General features: G+C 53.3%; 23 protein-coding genes, 1 tRNA gene and 2 pseudogenes. 20 read left to right on the top strand and 6 right to left on the bottom strand.

Annotation, left to right across the window (positions count from 1 at the left end; genetic code table 11):
* The first annotated feature begins 40 nt into the window (after positions 1-40).
* From C3432_RS03235 to mqo, 3 genes are all read left to right on the top strand, one after another.
* Complete coding sequence (locus C3432_RS03235; protein WP_103775238.1) at positions 41-1,684, top strand: multidrug ABC transporter permease/ATP-binding protein; 1,644 nt, start codon at positions 41-43, stop codon at positions 1,682-1,684.
* A 157-nt stretch (positions 1,685-1,841) separates the two neighbouring features.
* Positions 1,842-3,278: a magnesium transporter gene (mgtE, locus tag C3432_RS03230; protein ID WP_103775237.1), complete on the top strand. Its 1,437-nt coding sequence runs from the start codon at positions 1,842-1,844 to the stop codon at positions 3,276-3,278.
* Positions 3,279-3,556: 278 nt separating this feature from the next.
* Positions 3,557-5,218, top strand: coding sequence for a malate dehydrogenase (quinone) (mqo, locus tag C3432_RS03225; protein ID WP_103775236.1), 1,662 nt, complete (start codon positions 3,557-3,559; stop codon positions 5,216-5,218).
* A 91-nt stretch (positions 5,219-5,309) separates the two neighbouring features.
* On the opposite strand, the gene eco is transcribed toward mqo, so the two are convergent.
* A complete protein-coding gene (eco, locus tag C3432_RS03220; RefSeq protein WP_103775625.1) occupies positions 5,310-5,807 on the bottom strand; it encodes a serine protease inhibitor ecotin in 498 nt (165 codons plus the stop codon).
* Positions 5,808-6,210: 403 nt separating this feature from the next.
* Here eco and napF point away from each other — a divergent pair, with 403 nt between their 5' ends.
* The 15 genes from napF to C3432_RS03145 all read left to right on the top strand — a co-directional run bounded on the left by napF (position 6,211) and on the right by C3432_RS03145 (position 18,495).
* On the top strand, positions 6,211-6,702 hold the full coding sequence (gene napF / locus C3432_RS03215; RefSeq protein WP_103775235.1) for a ferredoxin-type protein NapF: 492 nt from the start codon (positions 6,211-6,213) through the stop codon (positions 6,700-6,702).
* Positions 6,692-6,955, top strand: coding sequence for a chaperone NapD (napD, locus tag C3432_RS03210; protein ID WP_103775234.1), 264 nt, complete (start codon positions 6,692-6,694; stop codon positions 6,953-6,955). Before napF ends, napD begins: the two co-directional genes overlap by 11 nt.
* Positions 6,952-9,438, top strand: a complete 2,487-nt coding sequence (napA, locus tag C3432_RS03205) for a nitrate reductase catalytic subunit NapA (protein ID WP_103775233.1) — start codon at positions 6,952-6,954, stop codon at positions 9,436-9,438. The genes napD and napA overlap by 4 nt, the downstream gene beginning before the upstream one ends.
* Positions 9,439-9,444: 6 nt before the next feature.
* Positions 9,445-10,140 carry a ferredoxin-type protein NapG gene (napG, locus tag C3432_RS03200; protein ID WP_103775232.1) on the top strand — a complete coding sequence of 232 codons (696 nt, stop codon included), beginning with the start codon at positions 9,445-9,447 and terminating at the stop codon, positions 10,138-10,140.
* Complete coding sequence (gene napH, locus C3432_RS03195) at positions 10,127-10,990, top strand: quinol dehydrogenase ferredoxin subunit NapH (protein ID WP_103775231.1); 864 nt, start codon at positions 10,127-10,129, stop codon at positions 10,988-10,990. Before napG ends, napH begins: the two co-directional genes overlap by 14 nt.
* Positions 10,987-11,436, top strand: coding sequence for a nitrate reductase cytochrome c-type subunit (napB, locus tag C3432_RS03190; protein ID WP_103775230.1), 450 nt, complete (start codon positions 10,987-10,989; stop codon positions 11,434-11,436). The genes napH and napB overlap by 4 nt, the downstream gene beginning before the upstream one ends.
* A gap of 156 nt (positions 11,437-11,592) precedes the next feature.
* Entirely contained in the window at positions 11,593-12,195 is a 603-nt protein-coding gene (napC, locus tag C3432_RS03185) for a cytochrome c-type protein NapC (RefSeq protein WP_103775229.1), read from the top strand.
* Positions 12,196-12,215: 20 nt separating this feature from the next.
* A complete protein-coding gene (ccmA, locus tag C3432_RS03180; protein ID WP_103775228.1) occupies positions 12,216-12,836 on the top strand; it encodes a cytochrome c biogenesis heme-transporting ATPase CcmA in 621 nt (206 codons plus the stop codon).
* Positions 12,833-13,492 (top strand): heme exporter protein CcmB, encoded by a 660-nt coding sequence (ccmB, locus tag C3432_RS03175; protein ID WP_103775227.1) that lies wholly within the window; start codon positions 12,833-12,835, stop codon positions 13,490-13,492. Before ccmA ends, ccmB begins: the two co-directional genes overlap by 4 nt.
* Before the next feature lie 40 nt (positions 13,493-13,532).
* Complete coding sequence (locus C3432_RS03170) at positions 13,533-14,270, top strand: heme ABC transporter permease (protein ID WP_103775226.1); 738 nt, start codon at positions 13,533-13,535, stop codon at positions 14,268-14,270.
* Positions 14,267-14,479 carry a heme exporter protein CcmD gene (gene ccmD / locus C3432_RS03165; RefSeq protein ID WP_103775225.1) on the top strand — a complete coding sequence of 71 codons (213 nt, stop codon included), beginning with the start codon at positions 14,267-14,269 and terminating at the stop codon, positions 14,477-14,479. Before C3432_RS03170 ends, ccmD begins: the two co-directional genes overlap by 4 nt.
* Positions 14,476-14,955, top strand: coding sequence for a cytochrome c maturation protein CcmE (gene ccmE, locus C3432_RS03160; RefSeq protein ID WP_103775224.1), 480 nt, complete (start codon positions 14,476-14,478; stop codon positions 14,953-14,955). The genes ccmD and ccmE overlap by 4 nt, the downstream gene beginning before the upstream one ends.
* Complete coding sequence (locus C3432_RS03155; protein ID WP_103775223.1) at positions 14,952-16,895, top strand: heme lyase CcmF/NrfE family subunit; 1,944 nt, start codon at positions 14,952-14,954, stop codon at positions 16,893-16,895. The genes ccmE and C3432_RS03155 overlap by 4 nt, the downstream gene beginning before the upstream one ends.
* On the top strand, positions 16,892-17,449 hold the full coding sequence (gene dsbE, locus C3432_RS03150) for a thiol:disulfide interchange protein DsbE (RefSeq protein ID WP_103775222.1): 558 nt from the start codon (positions 16,892-16,894) through the stop codon (positions 17,447-17,449). Before C3432_RS03155 ends, dsbE begins: the two co-directional genes overlap by 4 nt.
* On the top strand, positions 17,446-18,495 hold the full coding sequence (locus C3432_RS03145) for a cytochrome c-type biogenesis protein CcmH (protein ID WP_103775221.1): 1,050 nt from the start codon (positions 17,446-17,448) through the stop codon (positions 18,493-18,495). Before dsbE ends, C3432_RS03145 begins: the two co-directional genes overlap by 4 nt.
* Positions 18,496-18,582: 87 nt before the next feature.
* On the opposite strand, the gene narP is transcribed toward C3432_RS03145, so the two are convergent.
* Positions 18,583-19,230: a nitrate/nitrite response regulator protein NarP gene (gene narP / locus C3432_RS03140; RefSeq protein WP_103775220.1), complete on the bottom strand. Its 648-nt coding sequence runs from the start codon at positions 19,228-19,230 to the stop codon at positions 18,583-18,585.
* 266 nt (positions 19,231-19,496) lie between these two features.
* Here narP and C3432_RS03130 point away from each other — a divergent pair.
* Positions 19,497-19,652 (top strand): annotated as a pseudogene (locus tag C3432_RS03130) (transposase domain-containing protein); the annotation flags it as partial.
* A gap of 280 nt (positions 19,653-19,932) precedes the next feature.
* Positions 19,933-21,327, top strand: coding sequence for a colicin-like pore-forming protein (locus tag C3432_RS03125; RefSeq protein ID WP_103775219.1), 1,395 nt, complete (start codon positions 19,933-19,935; stop codon positions 21,325-21,327).
* A 4-nt stretch (positions 21,328-21,331) separates the two neighbouring features.
* On the opposite strand, the gene C3432_RS27385 is transcribed toward C3432_RS03125, so the two are convergent.
* The 4 genes and pseudogenes from C3432_RS27385 to yejM form a co-directional block, all read right to left on the bottom strand.
* Positions 21,332-21,631 (bottom strand): hypothetical protein, encoded by a 300-nt coding sequence (locus C3432_RS27385; RefSeq protein WP_146050906.1) that lies wholly within the window; start codon positions 21,629-21,631, stop codon positions 21,332-21,334.
* A 322-nt stretch (positions 21,632-21,953) separates the two neighbouring features.
* Positions 21,954-22,067: pseudogene (locus C3432_RS27380) on the bottom strand (DinI family protein); the annotation flags it as partial.
* Between the two features lie 209 nt (positions 22,068-22,276).
* A tRNA-Pro gene (locus tag C3432_RS03120) sits at positions 22,277-22,353 on the bottom strand.
* A 73-nt stretch (positions 22,354-22,426) separates the two neighbouring features.
* Complete coding sequence (gene yejM / locus C3432_RS03115) at positions 22,427-24,187, bottom strand: LPS biosynthesis-modulating metalloenzyme YejM (protein ID WP_103775218.1); 1,761 nt, start codon at positions 24,185-24,187, stop codon at positions 22,427-22,429.
* Position 24,188: the final 1 nt, after the last annotated feature.

Below are 24,188 nucleotides of genomic sequence, written 5' to 3'. Positions count from 1 at the left end.
TTAAACTGCGGGCTTGTTTTTCGTTGTCCGGGTTGTCTGAATGGAACTACTTCTTCTTGTCTGGCGGCAGTATCGCTGGCCATTTATCAGCGTAATGGCGCTCAGCCTCGCCAGCGCAGCGCTGGGGATTGGGCTGATAGCCTTTATCAATCAGCGACTGATTGAAACGGTTGATACCACGCTGATGGTATTGCCAGAGTTTCTGGGGCTACTGTTACTGCTGATGGCGGTGACGCTGGGATCGCAGCTGGCGCTGACTACGCTTGGGCATCACTTTGTTTACCGTCTGCGCAGTGAATTCATTAAACGTATTCTCGATACCCACGTCGAGCGGATTGAGCAACTGGGCAGCGCCTCGCTGCTGGCCGGCCTGACCAGCGACATTCGTAACATCACCATCGCCTTTGTCCGTCTGCCGGAACTGGTACAGGGAATCATCCTGACCCTCGGATCTGCGGTCTATCTGGCCATGCTCTCGACGAAAATGCTGCTGGTGACGGCTATCTGGATGGCGATAACCATCTGGGGCGGATTTGTGCTGGTGGCGCGGGTTTACAGGCATATGGCGACCCTCAGAGAGACTGAGGATAAGCTGTATAACGACTACCAGACGGTGCTGGAGGGGCGCAAAGAGCTGACCCTCAACCGCGAACGTGCAGAGCATATCTTCAGTCACCTGTATGTTCCGGATGCCAAAGAGTACCGCCACCATATTATTCGCGCCGACACCTTCCATCTGAGCGCAGTAAACTGGTCGAATATTATGATGCTCGGCGCTATCGGGCTGGTGTTCTGGATGGCGAATAGCCTCGGCTGGGCGGACACCGCCGTTGCGGCGACGTACTCACTGACGCTGCTGTTCCTGCGCACGCCGCTGCTTTCTGCTGTCGGTGCGCTGCCCACGCTGCTCACCGCGCAGGTGGCGTTTAACAAGCTGAACAAGTTTGCGCTCGCGCCGTTTAAAGCAGAATTTCCGCGCCCGCAGGCGTTCCCGGACTGGAAAACCCTGACGCTGCGTGACGTGGTTTTCCACTATCAGGATAATGCGTTTTCCGTAGGGCCGGTCAATCTGACGATTCACCGCGGCGAACTGTTGTTTCTGATCGGCGGTAACGGCAGCGGGAAGTCAACGCTGGCGATGCTGCTGACCGGGCTTTACCAGCCCCAATCCGGAGAGATCCTGCTTGACGGTAAACCGGTATCGGCACAGAAACCGGAAGATTATCGTAAGCTTTTCTCGGCGGTGTTCACCGATGTCTGGCTGTTTGACCAGCTGCTGGGGCCAGAAGGAAAACCGGCGGATCCTGCACTGGTCGAAAAATGGCTGGAGCACCTGAAAATGGCGCACAAGCTTGAGTTGAATGACGGACGTATTCTGAATCTGAAGCTATCGAAAGGGCAGAAAAAGCGTGTGGCGCTGCTGCTGGCGCTGGCGGAAGAGCGCGACATCATCCTGCTGGATGAGTGGGCCGCCGACCAGGATCCGCATTTCCGCCGCGAATTCTACCAGGTGCTGCTGCCGCTCATGCAGGAGATGGGGAAAACGATTTTCGCAATCAGCCATGATGATCACTACTTCATTCATGCTGACCGTCTGCTTGAAATGCGCAACGGCCAGCTGAGCGAGCTGACAGGAGATGAGCGTGACGCTGCATCCCGCGATGCGGTAGCGCGAACAACATAATGGATTCATTGCCGGGCCGGATCGTGGGTAACCGCCATCCGGCGACGAATTATCACTATCCTTGCCGTTTTTTTATCCATTCAGTTTCAACGTTTATTGTTATTTACATAAGCTGGAGCCATGCTTGATGGCATCTTATTCCATGGATTGATCACTTATGCTGCCAAAACATAAAAACAGCGCCAGATTGCGCGATGAAGAGCGTGCGCGCCTTATCTGGTTGCTCACCACCGATAAAGCTATTATTTCCACACTGTTAGGCAAGCTGACCCTGGCTGAGCAATATGATGTCGGTACGTTGGCCGACGATATTGCTGAGGTAGGGGTGCTGGTTGCTCATCTTCCGCCGCCCGATCTGGCCGATACCCTCGAAGCGCTGCCCTCCGAAGAACGCCATGCATTATGGCGGCTGATTGATAGTGAAAAACGTGGCCACGTGCTGCTTGAGGCCTCGGAGAACGTCTGGGACGACCTGATCGACGAAATGTCAGACCGGGAGCTGCTGGATGCGCTGCAATATCTTGATATCGATGAACAGATTTACCTGGTTCAGCACCTGCCGCGTAACCTGACTGGCCGCCTACTTTCCCGGTTACCGCCGGAAGAGCGGGCCCGCGTTCGGCAGGTGATGCATTTCGAGAAAAATCGCGTCGGTGCGATCATGGAGTTTGCCGTTATCACCGTGCGGCCGGACGTAACGCTGGAGGTGGTTCAGCGCTATCTCCGGCGTCTGGGAAAGATGCCGGAGAATACCGATAAACTGTTTGTTATCAACCGCAATAAAATCCTCGTCGGCGAACTGACGCTGACCTGTATTTTGCTTAATGATGTCCAAAAGAAAGTCAGCGAAGTGATGGATGACGATCCGCTGACGTTTGCCCCGGAAGATATTGCGGAAAACGCGGCGCGCACCTTCGAACGTGACAACCTGGTAAGTGCTGCCGTGGTCGATCCTTCCGGAAAACTGATGGGGCGTTTGACCATCGATGAAATCGTCGATGTGGTGTACGAAGAGACGGATAACGATCTGCGTCGGATGGGCGGCCTGAGTACGGAAGAGGATGTGTTCGCCCCTGTTCCCAAAGCGGTAAAAACCCGCTGGGCGTGGCTGGCGATCAACCTGTGTACGGCATTTATCGCCTCGCGGGTTATTGACGGCTTTGAGCATACCATTTCACAGCTGGTAGCGCTGGCCTCACTCATGCCCATCGTGGCGGGGATTGGCGGTAACACCGGAAATCAGACCATCACCATGATTGTCCGTGCGCTGGCGTTGCAGAATATCCAGCCGGGTAACCTGACGTTTCTTATTCTGCGTGAAATGGGCGTGGCGCTGGTCAATGGCCTTGTCTGGGGCGGGATAATGGGCGGCGTTACCTGGTGGTTGTATGATGATATGCCGCTTGGCGCAGTGATGACGCTGGCAATGATGCTTAATCTGCTGATGGCGGCGCTGATGGGGGTGATCATCCCCATGACAATGGTCAAGCTAGGGCGCGACCCGGCGGTCGGCTCAAGCGTGATGATCACCGCCATTACGGATACCGGCGGGTTCTTTATTTTTCTTGGGCTGGCGACGCTTTTTCTGATGTAGCCGCTCGTTAGCGTTAGATGCCGCATGACAGAACAACACGGATTTCCCGCCAGCGTCTCGCGAACCAGCAGGCGCAGATGGCCCCTGCCTGACGATCGGTTTCCAGAAAATAGTGTTAATAACCCTATAAAAAATCAACTTATTCATAATATTTTTAAAAATTTAATATAATTTATAAACAATATTTAAATATTTTAACTTAAGTGTTACCGTTAATGCCGCTCGAGTTTCACCTGCAAAAAAGCAAAAAACGATACTAAAAGTAAGGCATTAACATTATGAAAAAAGTGACTGCCATGCTCTTCTCAATGGCCGTGGGGCTGAATGCTGTCTCGATGGCGGCAAAAGCGAAAGCGACCGAAGAGCAGGAGACGGATGTTCTGTTAATTGGCGGCGGCATCATGAGTGCCACGCTGGGGACGTACTTACAGGAACTTCAGCCAGACTGGTCTATGACCATGGTCGAGCGCCTTGACGGTGTGGCACAGGAAAGCTCCAACGGCTGGAACAACGCCGGTACGGGGCACTCTGCGCTGATGGAGCTGAACTACACGCCGAAGAAGGCCGATGGCTCTGTCAGTATTGAAAAGGCAGTCGAAATTAATGAAGCCTTCCAGGTTTCCCGCCAGTTCTGGGCGCATCAGGTCAACAGCGGCGTGCTGCATGACCCCCGTACCTTCATCAATACGGTTGCGCATATGAGTTTTGTCTGGGGCGATGAAAATGTGAATTTCCTCCGCGCCCGTTACGCCGCGTTGCAGCAGAGCACACTGTTCCGTGGAATGCGTTACTCCGAAGACCACGCGCAAATCAAAGCGTGGGCGCCGCTGGTGATGGAAGGTCGCGATCCGCAGCAGAAGGTCGCCGCAACCCGTACGGAGATCGGCACTGACGTCAACTACGGTGAAATTACGCGCCAGTTAATTGCATCGTTGCAGAAAAAACCAAACTTTGCGCTGAAGCTGAACACCGAAGTGCGGGGCTTTAAACGCAATGCTGACAACACCTGGACTGTAACCGTTGCCGATCTGAAAAGCGGCGAAGCGGAGCATACGATAAAGACGAAGTTTATCTTTATCGGTGCTGGCGGTGCGGCGCTTAAGTTGCTACAGGAGTCCGGTATTCCTGAAGCGAAAGATTACGCCGGATTCCCGGTAGGCGGGCAGTTCCTGGTCTCCGAAAACCCGGAGGTGGTTAATCGCCATCTGGCGAAGGTGTACGGTCAGGCCTCCGTTGGCGCACCGCCGATGTCTGTTCCGCACATTGATACCCGCGTACTGGATGGCAAACGCGTCGTGCTGTTCGGACCGTTTGCCACCTTCTCAACCAAATTCCTGAAAAACGGTTCGCTGTGGGATCTCCTGAGTTCGACCACCACGTCGAACTTTATGCCGATGGTTAACGTCGGGATGGATAACTTCGATCTGGTGAAATATCTGATAGGGCAGGTGATGCTCAGTGATGACGATCGTTTTGAAGCGCTGAAGGAGTACTATCCGCAGGCGAAAAAAGAGGACTGGCGTTTATGGCAGGCGGGCCAGCGCGTGCAGATCATCAGGCGTGATGCGGATAAAGGCGGCGTGCTGCGTCTGGGGACCGAAGTGGTGAGCGATAAAGAGGGCACCATTGCGGCGCTGCTGGGCGCATCACCGGGCGCGTCTACCGCTGCGCCGATCATGCTGCATCTGATGGAAACCGTGTTCAAAGATAAAGTAGCGACGCCGGAGTGGCAGGCGAAGCTGAAGGCGATTATTCCGTCTTATGGAACAAAGCTGAACGGCGACGTGGAGGCAACGGAGCAAGAGTTGCAGTACACCAGCGAAGTGCTGGGGCTGAAATATGACAAGCCGCAGGTGGTGGATGCCGCGCCAAAACCGCAGTTGAAACCGCAGGCTCAGCCGCAGCCAGAGCGCAAAGAAGTGGCGGATATCGCGCTGTAATCGCACTGCCAACGGCGCTTCACTTATCAGGCCTGCACGTTGCTCTGTGTCGGCCTGATAAGCCATTTACGCTGTCATCAGGCGTTCTGAATTAACGCTCTACGGCGTTCTGCACGGTTTCGTCCGCTTTCCAGACCCGGAATTTCACCTCCACGTTGGCCGGGGTGTAGACCACAATTGGCAGCTTGCTGTTATAACGCAGCATCCCATCGTCACCCAGATAAGCCGTCACGAATTTCTGCTCTTTTTTACCGTCCGGGCAGGCCATCATCGTGGAAACCGGGGAGGTGACTTTGTCGAACACATAGTAGTCATATCCCCAGCCTTCCAGCGTTTTACTTTCCAGTTTTCCACCCAGGCGATGCTGGTTGCAATCAACCTCCAGCGTCTGACCAATCAGCAGTTCCACTTTCAGGGTAGATTCGTCCTCCTGTGGGGTTAACTGAATGACCTGACGCTTCATCCCATTTTCCGCTTTCGGATAAGGCGCGACTTTTTCCAGAGGCTGCGCGCTGGCGTCGTTGTTGGCTGCCCACGCAGAGGTGCTGGCGAAAGCGGCGAACAGAACGGCAGGGACAATTGTCTTCATTTTATTGTTCACAGTTTTTCCTTTTTGTCTCATGAACGGTTTGGCCTGAGATTAACATATTCATTTCGCCTATTAATCTACATTTACTTATATTTAAAGAGTGCCAGGTTGGTTTTTTTTATTTTAATGGTTTTATATGCTGAATATATTTCTGCCAATAAGATTATTCTCTTTTTAAATCTTCGTTATATAAATAATTACATAACACTTTGAAATGTGAGCAAAAGCACGTTAAAACGGGCTAAATACACACTCTTTTGATCCCACTCCCGCATTTACCCCAATCGGGGTATGCATCTGCCACACATCCTGAAATATCTTACCAATCATAATAATGAATGAGTAGTTGTTGTGCGATTTTTAACCCGCCCTGGGTGAGCGTTGTATCTGGAAGGACAATGTCATGGTTGATCTATCCCGTCGAGGCATACTGACCGGCAGCTGGCGCAACGCCAGCATCGGGATCCGTCCGCCCTGGTCTGGCGAAGAGACCCACTTTCTGCGTCACTGTACCCGCTGCGACGCCTGCATACAGGCCTGTGAAAACGCCATTCTGCAACGCGGTTCGGGTGGGTATCCGGTTATCAATTTCACCCAAAACGAATGTAGCTTCTGCTACGCCTGTGCGCAGGCTTGCCCGGAATCCCTTTTTTCTCCGCGCCACACTAGGGCATGGGAGCTGGATTTCACTATCGGGCAAGATTGTCTGGCGTATCAGTCCGTGGAATGTCGTCGCTGTCAGGACAGTTGTGAACCCCTGGCGATTACTTTTCGTCCCACGCTGTCCGGTATATATCAACCACAACTCGACAATCAGGCGTGCAACGGATGCGGGGCTTGTGCCGCCAGCTGTCCGGTATCAGCCATTACTGCGGAGTACAACCATGGACACTAACTGGCAGGTCTGCAGCCTGATCGTTCAGGCCAAAGGCCAGCATTTACAGGATATCAGCACACAACTGAGCGAATTTCCAGGCTGTGAAGTCGCCGTGAGTGACAGGGAAAGCGGTCAGTTGATTGTGGTGGTTGAGGCAGAACACAGCGAAACGCTGATGCAAACAATTGAGTCGGTGCGCAACGTTGCGGGCGTACTGGCGGTGTCGCTGGTTTATCACCAGCAGGATGAGCAAGGTGAGGAAACACCATGAAACTCAGTCGTCGTAGCTTTATGAAAGCTAACGCCGTTGCGGCCGCTGCGGCGGCTGCCGGGCTAAGCGTGCCGGGCGTGGCCCGCGCGGTTGTGGGCCAGCAGGAAGCCATTAAGTGGGACAAAGCGCCGTGCCGTTTTTGCGGTACCGGTTGTGGTGTGCTGGTCGGAACTCAGCAGGGTCGTATTGTGGCCTGCCAGGGCGATCCGGAGGCACCGGTTAACCGTGGTCTTAACTGCATCAAAGGTTACTTCCTGCCAAAGATCATGTATGGAAAGGACCGCTTAACGCAGCCGATGCTGCGTATGAAAGAGGGTCAGTACAGTAAAGATGGCGATTTCACCCCGATCGGTTGGGATCAAGCGTTCGATATCATGGAAGAGAAATTCAAAACGTCCATGAAAGAGAAAGGCCCGGAGTCCATCGGGATGTTCGGTTCCGGCCAGTGGACCATCTGGGAAGGCTATGCCGCCGCCAAACTGTTCAAAGCAGGCTTCCGCTCCAATAACATCGACCCGAACGCGCGTCACTGCATGGCGTCAGCGGTAGTGGGCTTCATGCGTACCTTTGGTATGGATGAGCCGATGGGCTGCTACGACGATATCGAGCAGGCTGACGCGTTTGTCCTGTGGGGCGCCAATATGGCGGAGATGCACCCGATCCTGTGGTCGCGCATCACCAACCGTCGTTTGTCTGACCAAAATGTGACTGTCGCCGTACTGTCCACCTTCCAGCATCGTAGTTTTGAGCTGGCGGATAACGGCATGATCTTCACGCCGCAAACCGATCTGGTGATCCTCAACTACATCGCGAACTACATCATTCAGAACGATGCGATCAATCAGGACTTCTTCAGCAAGCACGTCAACCTGCGTAAAGGGGTTACGGATATCGGCTACGGCCTGCGTCCTACCCATCCGCTGGAAAAAGCGGCGAAAAACCCGGGTTCCGATGCCTCCGAGCCGATGAGCTTTGAAGACTACAAAGCCTTCGTTGCCGAGTACACGCTGGATAAAACCGCCGAAATGACCGGCGTGCCGAAAGATCAGCTGGAACAGCTGGCAAAACTGTATGCCGATCCGAATAAGAAGGTCATCTCCTACTGGACGATGGGCTTTAACCAGCATACGCGCGGCGTGTGGGCCAACAACCTGGTTTACAACATCCACCTGCTGACGGGAAAAATTGCCCAGCCGGGTTGTGGACCGTTCTCCCTGACCGGTCAGCCTTCTGCCTGTGGTACCGCCCGTGAAGTGGGAACCTTCTCCCACCGTCTGCCTGCGGACATGGTGGTGACCAACGATAAGCATCGTGAAATCTGTGAGAAACACTGGAATATTCCTGCCGGGACCATTCCGGCAAAAATCGGTCTGCATGCGATAGCACAGGATCGTGCGTTGAAAGACGGCAAGCTGAATGTCTACTGGACAATGTGTACCAATAACATGCAGGCAGGCCCGAACATCAATGAAGAGCGTATGCCGGGCTGGCGCGATCCGCGTAACTTTATCATTGTCTCCGATCCGTACCCAACCGTCAGCGCGCTGGCAGCGGATCTTATCCTGCCAACCGCGATGTGGGTTGAAAAAGAGGGGGCTTACGGCAACGCCGAGCGCCGCACCCAGTTCTGGCATCAGCAGATTACCGCGCCAGGCGAGGCGAAATCGGATCTGTGGCAGTTAGTGCAGTTTGCGCGTCGTTTCAAAACGGAAGAGGTCTGGCCGGAAGAGCTACTGGCGCAAAAACCGGAACTGCGTGGCAAAACCCTGTACGACGTACTGTTTGCAACGCCTGCAGTGACGAAATATCCGCTGAGCGAGATTGCGGAAGATCAGCTGAATGATGAATCCCGCGAGCTGGGTTTTTACCTGCAAAAAGGGCTGTTCGAAGAGTATGCCTGGTTTGGTCGCGGACACGGTCACGATCTGGCGCCGTTTGACGATTACCACAAAGCACGCGGCCTGCGCTGGCCGGTGGTTGACGGTAAAGAGACACAGTGGCGCTACAGCGAAGGGAATGACCCGTACGTGAAAGCAGGTGAGGGTTACAAATTCTATGGTAAGCCAGATGGCAAAGCGGTGATTTTCGCGCTGCCGTTCGAACCCGCGGCGGAAGCGCCGGACAAAGAGTATGACCTGTGGCTCTCCACGGGTCGCGTACTGGAGCACTGGCACACCGGCAGCATGACGCGCCGCGTCCCTGAGCTGCACCGTGCGTTCCCGGAAGCGGTACTGTTTATTCATCCGCTGGATGCAAAATCACGCGATCTGCGTCGTGGCGATAAGGTGAAAGTGATTTCCCGTCGTGGCGAAGTGATTTCAATCGTGGAAACGCGTGGTCGTAACCGACCGCCGCAGGGGCTGGTCTATATGCCGTTCTTCGACGCCGCACAGCTGGTGAATAACCTGACGCTGGATGCGACGGATCCGCTCTCCAAAGAGACGGATTTCAAGAAGTGTGCCGTTAAACTGGCGAAGGTGTAAGCCGTCATGTCCCGGTCAGCGAAACCTCAAAATGGCCGCCGCCGCTTCCTGCGCGATGTTGTTCGCACAGCGGGCGGGCTGGTTGCCGTTGGCGTGGCGCTGGGGTTACAACAGCAAACCGCACGTGCAACCGGTGTGCGGTTGCGCCCGCCTGGCGCATTGAGTGAGGATGCGTTTGCCAGCGCCTGCATCCGCTGCGGGCAGTGCGTCCAGGCATGCCCTTATGACACGTTGAAACTGGCGACGCTGGCCTCCGGGCTTTCGGCTGGTACGCCTTACTTTGTTGCTCGTGATATCCCCTGCGAAATGTGTGAAGACATTCCGTGCGCCAAAGTCTGCCCCAGCGGGGCGTTAGATCGGGAAATCGAATCCATTGATGATTCGCGTATGGGGCTGGCGGTTCTGCTGGATCAGGAGAACTGTCTTAACTTCCAGGGATTGCGCTGTGACGTGTGTTACCGCGAATGCCCGAAAATTGATGAGGCCATCACGCTGGAGCTGGATCGCAATATGCGTACCGGTAAGCACGCACGATTTTTGCCAACCGTACACAGCGACGCCTGTACCGGCTGCGGCAAATGCGAGAAGGTCTGCGTCCTGGAGCAGCCGGCAATAAAAGTTTTGCCGCTGTCTCTGGCGAAAGGGGAGTTGGGGCACCATTACCGCTTCGGCTGGCTGGAGGGGAAAGATGGCAAACCGTAAACGTGACGTCGGGCGTGAAGCCCAGGCGAAAAAAGGCTGGTGGCGCAGTCACCGCTGGCTGGTACTGCGTCGCATCAGTCAACTGGTGGTGCTGGGGATGTTTCTTAGCGGTCCGTGGCTAGGTGTCTGGATCCTGCATGGGAATTACAGCAGCAGCCTGCTGTTCGATACCATCCCACTGACCGACCCGCTCATTACCCTGCAAAGCCTGGCGAGCGGACATCTGCCCGCCACGGTTGCGCTGACGGGGGCTGTGATTATTACGGTGCTGTATGCACTGGCAGGAAAGCGATTGTTCTGTAGTTGGGTCTGCCCGCTAAACCCTGTTACCGATTTAGCTAACGGGTTGCGCAGACGGTTTGACCTGAATCAGTCCGCGACGATCCCTCGCCATATACGGTACGTCCTCCTGGTCGTGGTGCTGACAGGTTCAGCGCTGACAGGAACGCTGTTGTGGGAATGGATCAACCCCGTTTCCCTGCTCGGACGAAGCCTGGTGATGGGATTCGGTAGCGGTGCTCTGCTGATTATCGCTCTGTTTTTATTTGATTTACTGGTCGTTGAACACGGCTGGTGCGGGCATCTTTGTCCCTTAGGCGCACTGTACGGCGCGATAGGGAGTAAAGGTGCGTTAACGGTTGCAGCGATTGACAGACAGAAATGTAACCGCTGCATGGATTGTTTTCATGTTTGCCCGGAACCGCATGTGCTACGTGCGCCGGTGCTGGATGAGCAAAGCCCGGTGCAGGTGACCAGCCGTGACTGCATGACCTGCGGTCGCTGTGTCGATGTCTGTTCTGAGGATGTTTTTACAATAACTACACGATGGAGTTCGGGAGCGAAATCATGAAAAGCCATGACCTGAAAAAAGTGCTGTGTCAATGGACGGCCCTGCTGGCCCTGGTGGTGAGCGGCGCGGTTTGGGCAGCAAATGGAGTGGATCTCAGTCAGTCTCCGGAAGTCTCCGGAACGCAGGAAGGGGCGATTCGCATGCAGAAAGAGCAGGAACGTATGCCGCTGAACTATGTTAACCAGCCGCCGATGATCCCGCACAGCGTTGATGGTTATCAGGTGACTACCAATACCAACCGCTGCCTGCAGTGCCACGGTGTGGAGAGCTACCGTACTACCGGCGCGCCTCGCATCAGCCCGACGCACTTTATGGACAGCGATGGCAAAGTGCTGGCCGAAGTGGCTCCGCGTCGCTACTTCTGTCTGCAATGCCACGTACCGCAGGCTGACGCCGCGCCGATTGTGGGTAATACCTTTACTCCATCGAAAGGTTACGGGAAATGAGAGCCTGTCCCATTAGGCTATTTTATTTGCCATTCCGGACCTGGACAATGTTCACAATCCTCGCGTACTGCAAGTTCGCTCTGATTGTCCCGCGCTGTCCGCGTCCAGGCTGGTTGCAACAATGTACGCCTACTGGAATAGGCTCGGGAGGTCATTTTGGAAAATTCTAACCGTAAACCAGGCTGGATTAAGCGCATCTGGCAGTGGTGGCGTCGCCCCAGCCGCCTGGCGCTGGGTACGCTGTTGTTAATCGGGTTCGTTGGCGGCATAATTTTCTGGGGCGGTTTCAACACCGGGATGGAAAAGGCCAACACCGAAGAGTTCTGCATCAGCTGTCACGAAATGCGTAATACGGTCTACCAGGAATACATGGAAACCGTACACTACAACAATCGTAGCGGCGTGCGTGCAACCTGCCCTGATTGTCACGTACCGCATGAGTTCGGTCCGAAGATGATCCGTAAGATTAAAGCCAGCAAAGAACTGTATGCAAAAGCGCTGGGTCTGATCGATACACCACAGAAATTTGAAGACCATCGTCTGACAATGGCGCAGAATGAATGGCGACGAATGAAAGATAATAACTCTCAGGAGTGTCGTAACTGCCATAACTTCGAGTTTATGGATTTAACTGCCCAAAAAACCGTCGCGGCGAAAATGCACGATCAGGCAGTGAAAGACGGCCAGACCTGTATTGACTGCCATAAAGGGATCGCGCATAAGCTCCCGGATATGCGAGAAGTCAAACCAGGCTTTTAACAGGATGTCGATAATCAGGTATGCTTGAAGCCAGAGAATTACTTTGTGAGCGAGATGACAGAATATTGTTTAGTGGTTTGTCATTCCACGTGAAAGCGGGGGAATGGGTGCAAATCACCGGGGGCAATGGCGCAGGGAAAACCACCCTGTTGCGGTTGCTCACCGGGCTCGCTCGCCCTGACGCCGGGGACGTATGCTGGCAGGAGCAACCGCTGCATCACGTACGGGACAGCTACCATCAAAATTTGTTGTGGATTGGACATCAGCCGGGGATTAAAACCCGGCTGACGGCGTTGGAGAACCTGCGTTTTTTTCATCAGGACGGCGATACCGCACGGTGTCTGGAGGCGCTGGCGCAGGCTGGACTTGCCGGATATGAAGATATTCCCGTTAATCAACTCTCAGCCGGACAACAGCGTCGCGTGGCGCTGGCACGTCTCTGGCTCACCCGCGCTACGCTCTGGATCCTCGACGAACCTTTTACCGCCATCGATGTGAACGGCGTGGAGCGCCTGACGCAGCGTATGGCTCAGCACACTGAGCAGGGCGGGATTGTCATCCTGACCACTCACCAGCCGATGAACGTTGCAACGGACAAAATCCGCCGCATTGCGCTGACCAGCGAGAGGGCAGGGCAATGATGTGGCGAATTTTCCGTCTCGAACTGCGGGTTGCATTCCGTCATAGTGCGGAAATTGCTAATCCGCTCTGGTTCTTCCTGATTGTTATTACACTGTTTCCGCTGAGCATTGGGCCGGAGCCGCAATTGTTAGCGCGTATTGCTCCCGGTATTATCTGGGTCGCTGCGTTGCTCTCCTCACTGCTGGCTCTGGAGCGTCTTTTCCGCGACGATCTGCAGGACGGCAGTCTCGAACAGCTGATGCTGCTGCCCTTACCGTTACCGGCCGTGGTGCTGGCGAAGGTGATGGCTCACTGGATGGTGACCGGGCTGCCGCTGCTGGTCCTCTCCCCGCTGGTGGCGCTGCTGCTGGGAATGGACGTGTACGGCTGGAAAATTATGGCGCTGACCTTATTGCTGGGCACGCCGACGCTGGGTTTTCTCGGGGCGCCGGGCGTTGGATTAACGGTTGGACTCAAACGCGGCGGCGTTCTGCTGAGCGTTCTGGTGTTACCACTGACTATCCCGTTATTGATTTTTGCTACCGCCGCGATGGATGCGGCCTCCATGCACCTGCCCGTTGAGGGGTACATGGCGATTCTGGGCGCGCTGTTGGTCGGCAGCGCAACGTTAAGTCCTTTTGCGACGGCGGCAGCGTTACGCATCAGTTTGCAGTAGCGCAGTTTACATTCGTTTTGTTTGAGTCTGGTGACTGAATATGTGGAAAACACTTCATCAACTGGCGATTCCCTCGCGGCTCTATCAGATCTGCGGCTGGTTCATCCCGTGGTTAGGTGTTGCCAGTGCAGCGGTGCTGGCAGCGGGCTGGATTTGGGGATTCGGTTTTGCGCCTGCGGATTATCAGCAGGGGGACAGCTATCGCATTATTTATCTGCACGTCCCGGCGGCGATCTGGTCTATGGGGATCTACGCCTCAATGGCCGTCGCGGCGTTCATTGGTCTGGTCTGGCAGATGAAAATGGCCAATCTGGCGCTGGCGGCGATGGCGCCGGTGGGGGCGGTGTTTACCTTTATTGCGCTGGTAACCGGCTCTGCCTGGGGCAAACCGATGTGGGGAACCTGGTGGGTCTGGGATGCCCGACTCACCTCTGAGCTGGTGCTGCTGTTTCTCTATGTCGGCGCGATTGCGCTGTGGCACGCCTTTGACGATCGTCGTCTCGCCGGGCGCGCAGCGGGTATTCTGGTGCTGATTGGCGTGGTTAACTTACCGATTATTCACTACTCGGTAGAGTGGTGGAACACCTTGCATCAGGGGTCTACCCGAATGCAGCAAAGCATTGATCCGGCGATGCGCACGCCACTGCGCCTGGCGATCATCGGCTGCCTGCTGCTGTTTATCACGCTGACGCTGATGCGTATGCGTAACCTGATTCTGATAATGGAAAAACGTCGCCCGTGGGTGAGTGAACTGATTTTAAAAAGAGGCCGCCAATGACCAGCGCATTTGCATCCTGGAGTGATTTCTTTGCTATGGGCGGCTACGCCTTTTATGTCTGGCTGGCGGTCGCGATGACCGTTATTCCCATGGCAATACTGGTGGTACAAAGTACGATGCAGCATCGTGCGATTTTACGTGATATTGCGCAGCAACGTGCGCGAGAAGCCCGCATGCGTGCGGCGCAGGCGCAGCAGGAGGCAGCATGAATATCCGGCGAAAAAATCGTTTATGGGTCGCCTTCGCGGTGCTGGCGGGTCTGGCCCTGACCGTGACGCTGGTGCTGTATGCGCTGCGCTCCAATATCGATCTGTTCTATACCCCGGGCGAGATTCTCTACGGTAAGCGTGAAACGCATCAGCTGCCGGAAGTGGGCCAGCGTTTGCGCGTCGGCGGCATGGTGATGCCGGGCAGCGTGAAGCGCGATTCGGACTCCCTGAAGGTGAATTTCAGCATCTATGACGCGGAAGGCGTGGTGGATGTGACGTACGAAGGCATCCTGCCGGATCTGTTCCGCGAAGGGCAGGGCGTCGTGGTACAGGGTGAGCTTGGCGAAAAAAATCATGTCCAGGCCAAAGAAGTGCTCGCCAAGCATGATGAAAACTATACGCCGCCAGAAGTGGAAAAAGCGATGCAGGAAAATCACCGTCGTCCGGAAAGCGTTTATAAGGATAAATCATCATGATGCCTGAAATTGGCAACGGGCTGCTGTGCCTGGCGCTCGGCGTGGCGCTTCTGCTCTCCGTTTACCCACTCTGGGGCGTGGCGCGTGGTGATACGCGGATGATGGCTTCGGCACGGCCCTTTGCCTGGCTGCTGTTTGTGCTGGTGATGGGCGCCTTTTTGGTGCTGATTCATGCGTTTGTGGTAAACGATTTTTCTGTAACTTACGTTGCCAGCAACTCCAACACGCAGCTACCGGTCTGGTATCGCGTGGCGGCAACCTGGGGGGCGCACGAAGGCTCTCTGCTGCTGTGGGTGCTGTTGATGAGCGGCTGGACGTTTGCCGTGGCGGTATTCAGTCAACGAATGCCGCTGGATATCGTCGCCCGCGTGCTGGCGGTGATGGGGATGGTCAGCGTTGGCTTTCTGCTGTTTATCCTGTTTACCTCCAACCCGTTCGCGCGAACGCTGCCTGATTTCCCCATTGAAGGGCGCGATTTGAACCCGCTGTTGCAGGATCCGGGGCTGATCTTCCACCCGCCGCTGCTGTATATGGGTTACGTTGGTTTCTCGGTGGCGTTCGCGTTTGCGATTGCCGCACTGCTCAGTGGGCGTCTGGACAGCACCTTCGCCCGTTTTTCTCGCCCCTGGACGCTGGCCGCCTGGATCTTCCTGACGCTGGGGATTGTGCTGGGTTCAGCGTGGGCGTATTACGAACTGGGCTGGGGTGGCTGGTGGTTCTGGGATCCGGTAGAGAACGCCTCGTTCATGCCGTGGCTGGTCGGAACCGCCCTGGTACACTCGCTGGCGGTCACGGAGCAGCGCGCCAGTTTTAAAGCGTGGACGCTATTGCTTTCAATCAGCGCGTTCTCACTCTGTTTGCTGGGGACCTTCCTCGTGCGTTCCGGCGTACTGGTTTCGGTGCATGCTTTCGCCTCGGATCCTTCGCGTGGGATGTTTATTCTCGCTTTTATGGTGCTGGTGATTGGCGGTTCGCTGCTGCTGTTCGCCACCCGCGGGCACAAGGTTCGCTCGCGGGTGAATAATGCGCTCTGGTCGCGTGAATCGCTGCTGCTTGGCAACAACGTGCTGCTCATTGCCGCCATGCTGGTGGTGCTGCTCGGTACGCTCCTGCCACTGGTACACAAACAGCTGGGGCTGGGCAGTATTTCCATTGGCGAACCGTTCTTTAATACCATGTTTACCTGGCTGATGGCGCCGTTTGCGCTGCTTCTGGGGATTGGTCCGCTGGTGCGCTGGGGGCGCGATCGCCCACGTAAGCTGCAACGTCTGCTGATTATTGCGCTGGTGAGTACATTTGTGCTGTCGCTCCTGTTGCCGTGGCTGTTTGAGAACAAGATTGTCGCGATGACGGTGGTCGGCCTGGCGATGGCCAGCTGGGTATTTGTACTGGCAATGGCTGAAGTCGCACAGCGCGTTTCGCGCGGAACGAAAATGACGCTCAGCTATTTTGGCATGGTCGCCGGTCACGTTGGCCTGGCGGTAACCATCGTCGGTATCGCGTTTAGCCAGAACTACAGCGTTGAGCGAGATGTTCGCATGAAAGCGGGTGATAGCGTGGATATTCATGAATATCGCTTCACCTTCCGCGAAGTGAAAGATATTACGGGGCCAAACTATCGTGGCGGCGTGGCGGTTATCGGCGTGACGCGAGACGGTAAACCGGAGGCGGTATTGCACGCGGAAAAACGCTTCTACAACAGCACCAGTTCAATGATGACGGAAGCGGCGATCGATGGTGGGATCACTCGTGACCTGTACGCGGCGCTTGGTGAAGAACTGGAGAACGGGGCGTGGGCGGTACGCCTGTATTACAAACCGTTTGTCCGCTGGATTTGGGCAGGAGGCTTACTGATGGCGCTGGGCGGGCTGTTATGCCTGTGCGATCCGCGTTATCGCAGACGAACCACTTCCCAGAACAAGGCGCCGGAGGCTGTATGAAGCGCAACGTACTGTTGATTCCTTTTATTATCTTCCTGCTGATTGCCGCAGCGCTGTTGTGGCAGCTGGCGCGGAACGCGGAAGGGGACGATCCTACCAACCTGGAGTCGGCGCTGATCGGCAAGCCGGTGCCGACCTTCCGGCTTGAGTCGCTGGAAAACCCTGGCCAGCATTATCAGGCCGATGTTTTGACCCAGGGCAAGCCGGTATTGCTGAACGTCTGGGCGACCTGGTGTCCTACCTGCCGCGCAGAGCATCAGTACCTGAATAAGCTCTCCGCGCAGGGAATTCGCGTGGTGGGGATGAATTACAAAGACGATCGTCAGAAAGCCATTACCTGGCTCAAAGAACTGGGTAATCCTTACGCGCTGAGTTTGTTTGATGGTGACGGTATGCTGGGGCTGGATTTAGGCGTCTATGGCGCACCGGAAACCTTCCTGATCGACGGGAACGGGATCATTCGCTATCGCCATGCCGGCGATCTCAACGATCGGGTATGGGAGGGAGAAATCAGGCCATTATGGGAAAAATACAGTAAGGAGGCTGCACAATGAGATTCTTACTGGGTGTACTGATGCTGCTGCTCTCCAGTTCGGCGCTGGCGACCATTGACGTAATGCAGTTTAAGGATGAAGCTCAGGAACAGCAGTTCCGCCAGCTGACGGAGCAACTGCGCTGTCCGAAATGCCAGAACAACAGCATTGCCGATTCCAACTCGATGATTGCTACCGACCTGCGTCAGAAGGTATACGAACTGATGCAGGAAGGGAAAAACAATAAAGAGATCGTCGATTACATGGTGGCGCGCTACGGCAACTTCGTCACCTACGATCCGCCGCTAACCCCGCTGACTATTCTGCTGTGGGTGCTGCCAGTGGCTGCCATCGTAACCGGCGGCTGGATTATTTTCGCCCGCTCTCGCCGCCGGGTGCGGCTGAAGCAGGAAGAATTCCCTGATGACGTCCCTGCTGACGGAACACATGCCGGGTTCGGCATTTACATTCCGGGGATCGTGATTGCTCTTATCGTTGGGGCGGTAAGCTACTATCAAACCGGTAACTATAAGCAGGTAAAAATCTGGCAGCAGGCGACTGCCCAGACGCCGATGCTGCTGGAGCGCGCGCTGGATCCGAAGGCGCAGCCGCTTAATGAGGAGGAGATGGCACGTCTGGCGCTGGGCCTGCGTACGCGTCTGCAAAACGAACCAGGCAACGTTGAAGGCTGGATTATGCTTGGTCGTGTCGGAATGGTATTAGGTAACGCCAGCACGGCGACGGAAGCCTACGCCAATGCTTACCGGCTGGATCCGAAAAATAGCGACGCCGCGTTGGGCTACGCGGAAGCGCTCACCCGCTCCTCCGATCCGAATGACAACCGTCTGGGTGGCGAGTTATTGCGCCAGCTGGTGAGAAGCGACCATGCCAACGTTCGGGTGCTCAGTATGTATGCGTTTAATGCTTTTGAGCAGCAACGTTTTGGCGAAGCGGTTGCCGCGTGGGAGATGATGCTGAAGCTACTGCCCGCCAACGATACCCGTCGGGCGGTGATTGAACGCAGTATTGCGCAGGCGATGCAGCAACTGTCGCCACAGGCAGAGTAAGCGCCTGATTGCCGACGACGCTGCGTTTATCGGGCCTGATGTTTGACGTGAGCATCAGGCCCGAAAATCATTCAGGCATCCTGCAATCTATTGCATTCCGCGGGTCTGTAAAAACAGGATGGTAGCCGCCACGCGGGAACGCACGTTGAGCTTGCGCAGCAGGTTGCGAATATGCACCTTCACCGTCTGTTCCGAAATGTTCAGCACCGATGCAATCTGTTTATTTGACAGTCCCTGAGCCAGTTCGTGTAAGACATCAAGCTCGCGTTCGGTCAATACGCTGAATGGATCTTCTTCTGCCCCAAACAGCTCACGCTCACGCAGATATTCACTGACGCGGCCGCTGAATACTTTACCGCCGTTTGCACCTGTGCGGATTGCCTCCAGCAGTACTTCTGGATCGCTGTCTTTCAGTAAATAGCCGTCAGCGCCCGCGTCGATAAGCGCGTAGATATCGCTGGAAGCATCTGAGACGGTCAGGATGATAATTTGCGCGGTAACGCCATCCCGACGCAGTGCATTCAGAGTATCTAACCCGCTCAGGCCTTTCATATTCAGATCAAGCAGGATCACATCAACGTCGAGGCGATTTGCCAGATCGATCGCGGTGGCGCCATCGCCCGCTTCGGCAACGACATCAAAGGTTGGATCCAGTTCCAGTAATTGACGAATACCGCGCCGCATAAGCGGATGGTCATCCACAATAAGCACCTGAAAAGGCGTTGCTTCAGGCATATTAGTCTCCTGACTACTTATTAGTATCGTTATTGTTTTCAACGCGAAAATCGATCAGATTCACTGCGTTGATGAGAGAGTAAATTTTACCCCAATTTGTGCATGGGTACGTAGTAAAACCTGTGGAAGATGCGGTGCCGGAAGAGATGTTCAGGTATAAAAAAACCAACCTTACGGTTAACACCGATCGGTTAAGCAAAATGATTGGTTGAACGATCCGGCAGGTAGACGACATTAGCCTCATCAATTATCTGATGGGGCTTTTTATGCTTTCGACCTGGCTTGACAATACCCGTACATGGGCTGAACCTGCTTCGTTTTCCTGCTTTCAGCGTGCTATTTCTCTTGAGTGGATTTCTCTGATTCTTGATACCACTCAGAAAGCGAGTATCCGTAAGCGTAAACTCCCTGCAGAACTTGTGTAGCAGACTATATCCATTAACACAGTCTCAATCTCGTTTACTAAAAAAGTAATTGATAACGATTCTCATTTCTGTTGACGTGATTCTGTTTTTGCTGTATAAGTGTACATATGTATTTATATACAGTTTCATGGGCCGGATTAGAGTAAAAATTAACATTTAGACTTTTTGGCTGATACGTATTCATTTTTTACACTGGTTAAATTAGACACGTTAATAAATTACTCCGCTATAAACACCCGGCAATATTAATAATGTGTTGTATAAAAGGAGATTAATTATGGTAGATGAAACGAACTATAATAATGGTGTTCCACCTCAGACTGGCCTTGTATGGAGTGGGGTTTCATGGGGATGGCCGACAAATGGAAGTTGGGGAAATGATACTTTGACAGTTTGGCCAAAAAATAATAATGGTTCTATCCAGAACTATATAGAATTAATTACTGAAAGCGGAAAATTTGATCCATTAACTGGTAATGGATGGAAGCCATCAGTTGATGGAATGTGGGAGTTTTCTCCTCAGAAAGCAAGAAAAGAAACTATTAATGCAGTGAATAAAATTAAAAATGGTGTTAATGCAGGCCAACCAGATATCCTCCTTAGTGTAGATTTTTGGTCATTCAAGGTAGCTCCATCTGAAGTTACAGAATTTACATCTATTAACCCAGTAGTTACAATTTTACCTGCTGAGTTGATGACGGGGACAAAGATGAACATTAATTCGGCTGCGCCGAAAAGCATCAAGGTACATTCACGTATCCTTGATGACGTACATGATGGTAAACAATTTCTTTCAGTAGTTGGAGCAAAGGGGAATTCATATAATCTTCCTGTCATTCAAGCAAAACAACGAGGTAAAAATTTCTATGTTGGTCGGATGCCTGGACTGCTGGGATTTTTAGAATTCTATATTAATAATGGCAGTGTTACAGAACAACAACAATACTATCTGGCCTCTTCTGAGAACGGTCAATTACGACAGTCAGGGGCTACGGTCGGAGAACGAACAGATGATATTATCGTTTGGTTCCCTAAGGGCAGCAACCGCACTCCTGTTTATGTTTCTTTCACCAGAGTTCTTACCGCTGATGGATTGGCTAAACGTAATGATGCTGAGAAAAAAGCCAATGATGAAATTCAAAAAGCCATTAAAGCGACTGCCGATTTCTATAAAGAGTTAGCAAAGCGGTTTGGAGAACAGCAGTCAAAAATTGCTCTGGAGCTAGCTGATGGCGCGAAAGGAAAACGAATCCGCAGTGCGGATGAAGCCATGGCAGCCTTCAATAAGTATAAAGCATCCATGGATAAAAAATTCAGCGTCAAGGATCGCCAGGCCATTGGTAAAGCTCTGGAATCAATTGATCGTAATCTAATGGCGAGTAGCCTGGCAAAATTTAGTAAAGGACTTGCTGGTGTAAGTTACTTCATCGATGAAATGGGATTAGTTAATGCATTTATTAATTCAAATAAAACGGGTGACTGGAGACAATTCTTTGTGAAAGCAGAGGTCCTGGGCGCGGGAATGGCTGCATCAGCATTTGTCGCTTTTACTTTTGCGGCGCTTACTGCCAGTCCTTTGGGGATACTTGGGTTCAGCTTGATAATGTTCCTTACAGGGGCGTTGATTGATGACAAACTAATGAGAACATTACATGACAAATTATTCCTTTAAGGAACTAATCATTTTTTCTTGATATGAATGAAGCCACAAGATAAATGATGCCGATTGGAATGGCCAGAAGTAAGCAGATCAATCCAGCGCCCCAGTTCCAGCTTGCTCGATTTGATATTCCCGGAGCAATCCACTCGGCACATTTAACTGAAAGAGAATATAGCATGATGGTTGGGATGGCATATACTGGATAATATAAATTGTAATAAATGTCATCGTAGCCTGGATATGCAGAAAAGATATAGATCACCCCTAAAAATAATGCTGCATGAAGAATTCTGCTGAAGAAGAAACTCCTGGTCATTATCTGTCCTTATCGAAAGCCAAGTGCTAATAGCAATAAATGAGTAAACCCTAAAGACGTGTAACCTTGAGTAGTTGAAACGCATTTCTACGGCAAGACTCTATCACAAGACCTTATCGGATGAGAACTATTATCATTAATGATGGCTGGAATTTGATGAATCAGTCATTAATGACTTTCGAATCACGCAGGGGAGTTTGATGGTTGTCCGCAGAAGTAAAACCAGTCAGAGTAGTTGTGACGCTCACTGAAATATCGCGATTAAGAAGGCGCAGCGCGTGCGGGCAGTAAGTAACAGAAGTTATACAAATGCCAGGTAGTGACGCGCCTTAGGGAAGATCTGGTGTACCCGTTTGGTAAGTTCATTCAGGATAATGTTTTTTGCCCCTGGTAAACCTTCTACATTGCGCTTGTCGTAAACGAGTTCGACAAACATAGCTATATCTTTTTACTGTGTATATAACCAGTTCCAGGGCATCGTTTTAGGCGTTCTGATAAAAAGCCAAAGAATTCAGGAAAGGGTTTACGGACAGGTTGAGGGGATAATTTGACAGAGTTTTACCCCAGTTTATCCCCGGTAATTCCCCGTATAAAAAACAGACATAAAAAAACCAACCGTAAGTGGTTGGTTTTTTTGGGGAATTTTGGTCGGCACGAGAGGATTTGAACCTCCGACCCCCGACACCCCATGACGGTGCGCTACCAGGCTGCGCTACGTGCCGACTTGTGGGTGCTAATACTACCGCTTTCCACACCGAATGCAAGGGGACACTTTGCTAACTGATTTATAATTAATCAGTTAGCAATAAAACGCTTCTCGTCAGTCAGTACCTGTAGCAGCAGACTGAGCTGAGGCTTCTCGTTTTTAATCTTCTCGCCGTGCAAATCATACGTCTGGTACTTACCATTATTGTTCAGCACCAGCGTCATTTCCGGCGTTGTCACCGCCAGCGTGCTGCCATCTGCTGCGGTTACCCAGTAGTGACGACGATTCGCGTTGAACACGTCCTGACCCTGTGAGTATTCATTGGCAGGCGTGCTGACGTGCAGCAAGCGCTGCATCAGCGTGGTCATCACGTCGGTATGGTCAGTCAGACTGTTAATGCGCTGTGCTGGCGTACCCGGCCAGTGAATCACTAACGGTACCTGGAGATGTCCGCGCGACCAGTCAAAGTTGTTCTCTTCCGGCGTCAGCGGAATGCCGCGACCAGCGGTAATAATCACGACCGTATTTTTCAGCTTATCGGAATCGCGCAGCGCGTCGAGCACCCGACCAATTTGCATATCGACGCCGCCAGCGGCGCGTGCGTATTGCCTGACGAAACCTTTCTGGTTGCTGTTGTCGATGTTGGTGCCATTGAAAGAGACCCACGAGAACCAACGGTTATCTTCCTGCTCATAGCGCTTCAGCCAGTTGATCCACTGATCGGCCGTTTGCTTGTCCGACTGCGTTTGTACGCTCGGCATTGAGAAGTCTGACAGCAGCGCCTGACGGTAGAGCGGGCTGTTAAAGCCGTCTGAAGAGAACAGACCCAGCTGATAACCCTGCTGATTCAGCGCCGAGATCAGCGCGGCTGGCGTTCTGGTAGACAGAATCCCGTCCATATAGCCTGGCGAGACGCCGTAGAACAGGCCAAAAATACCGTTGTCGGTGGTATTACCTGAACTCATATGCCGCGTGAACGAAATGTTCTGCCCGGCGAATCCGGCAAGCAGTGGCATTTGCTTCTCAAAGCGCGAATAGTTCAGACCGTCCACGGTAATCAGCAGGACGTTCTGACCAGTTCCCAGATCGCGATACCGCAGCTCGCTCAGCGGATACTGCACCGAAACTGCTTCAGGATTGCCTTGTTCAACCAGACGACGCTGATACTCCTGCGCATCCAGCAGGCCATGTTTTTCCAGAAAGCGGCGCGCCGTCATGGGGTAAGAGAGCGGTAAATTCGCGCGCTGCATGGTGATCGGACGATAGAAGTTGGCATCGGCCCAGATGTACACCACATGCGAAGCAATAAATGAGACAAAAAAGAAGGCCGCAATCGGCTTGGCGAAATGGCGACGGCGCGTCAGGCTACGCAGTTTTTGCCAGCTCCATGTCGCAAACAGCATTTCAATGAGCAGGATAACCGGCACGCTGATGAACATGAGCTGCCAGTCACGCGCCATTTCGTTCTGGTCCGGGTTTATCACCAGTTCCCAGACGACAGGATTAAGATGTAAGTGGAAGCGGGTGAAGACTTCGCTGTCAATCAGTAACAGCGTCATTCCCGCCGTCGCCAGAATAGCTGACAGGAAACGCATCAGCCGCTGGGACATGACGATAAACGTCAGGGGAAACAGGATCAGCAGATAGGTGGCAAACACCAGAAAACTGAAGTGCCCGACAATGCTCAGGTAAGAGTAAACTCGCCCCGCAAGCGTTGTCGGCCAGTCTGCGACAAACAGGTAACGGCTGCCGAGCACAATAGCCAGCAGAATGTTGAACAGTGCAAACCAGTGTCCCCAGCTAACCATCTGGGAGACTTTTTCACGGTAGCGCTGACGATGAGTTACCATA

This window comes from Citrobacter amalonaticus (genome assembly GCF_002918555.1).
Classification (GTDB): domain Bacteria; phylum Pseudomonadota; class Gammaproteobacteria; order Enterobacterales; family Enterobacteriaceae; genus Citrobacter_C; species Citrobacter_C amalonaticus_A.
This window is presented reverse-complemented; position numbering and strand designations above follow the sequence as displayed.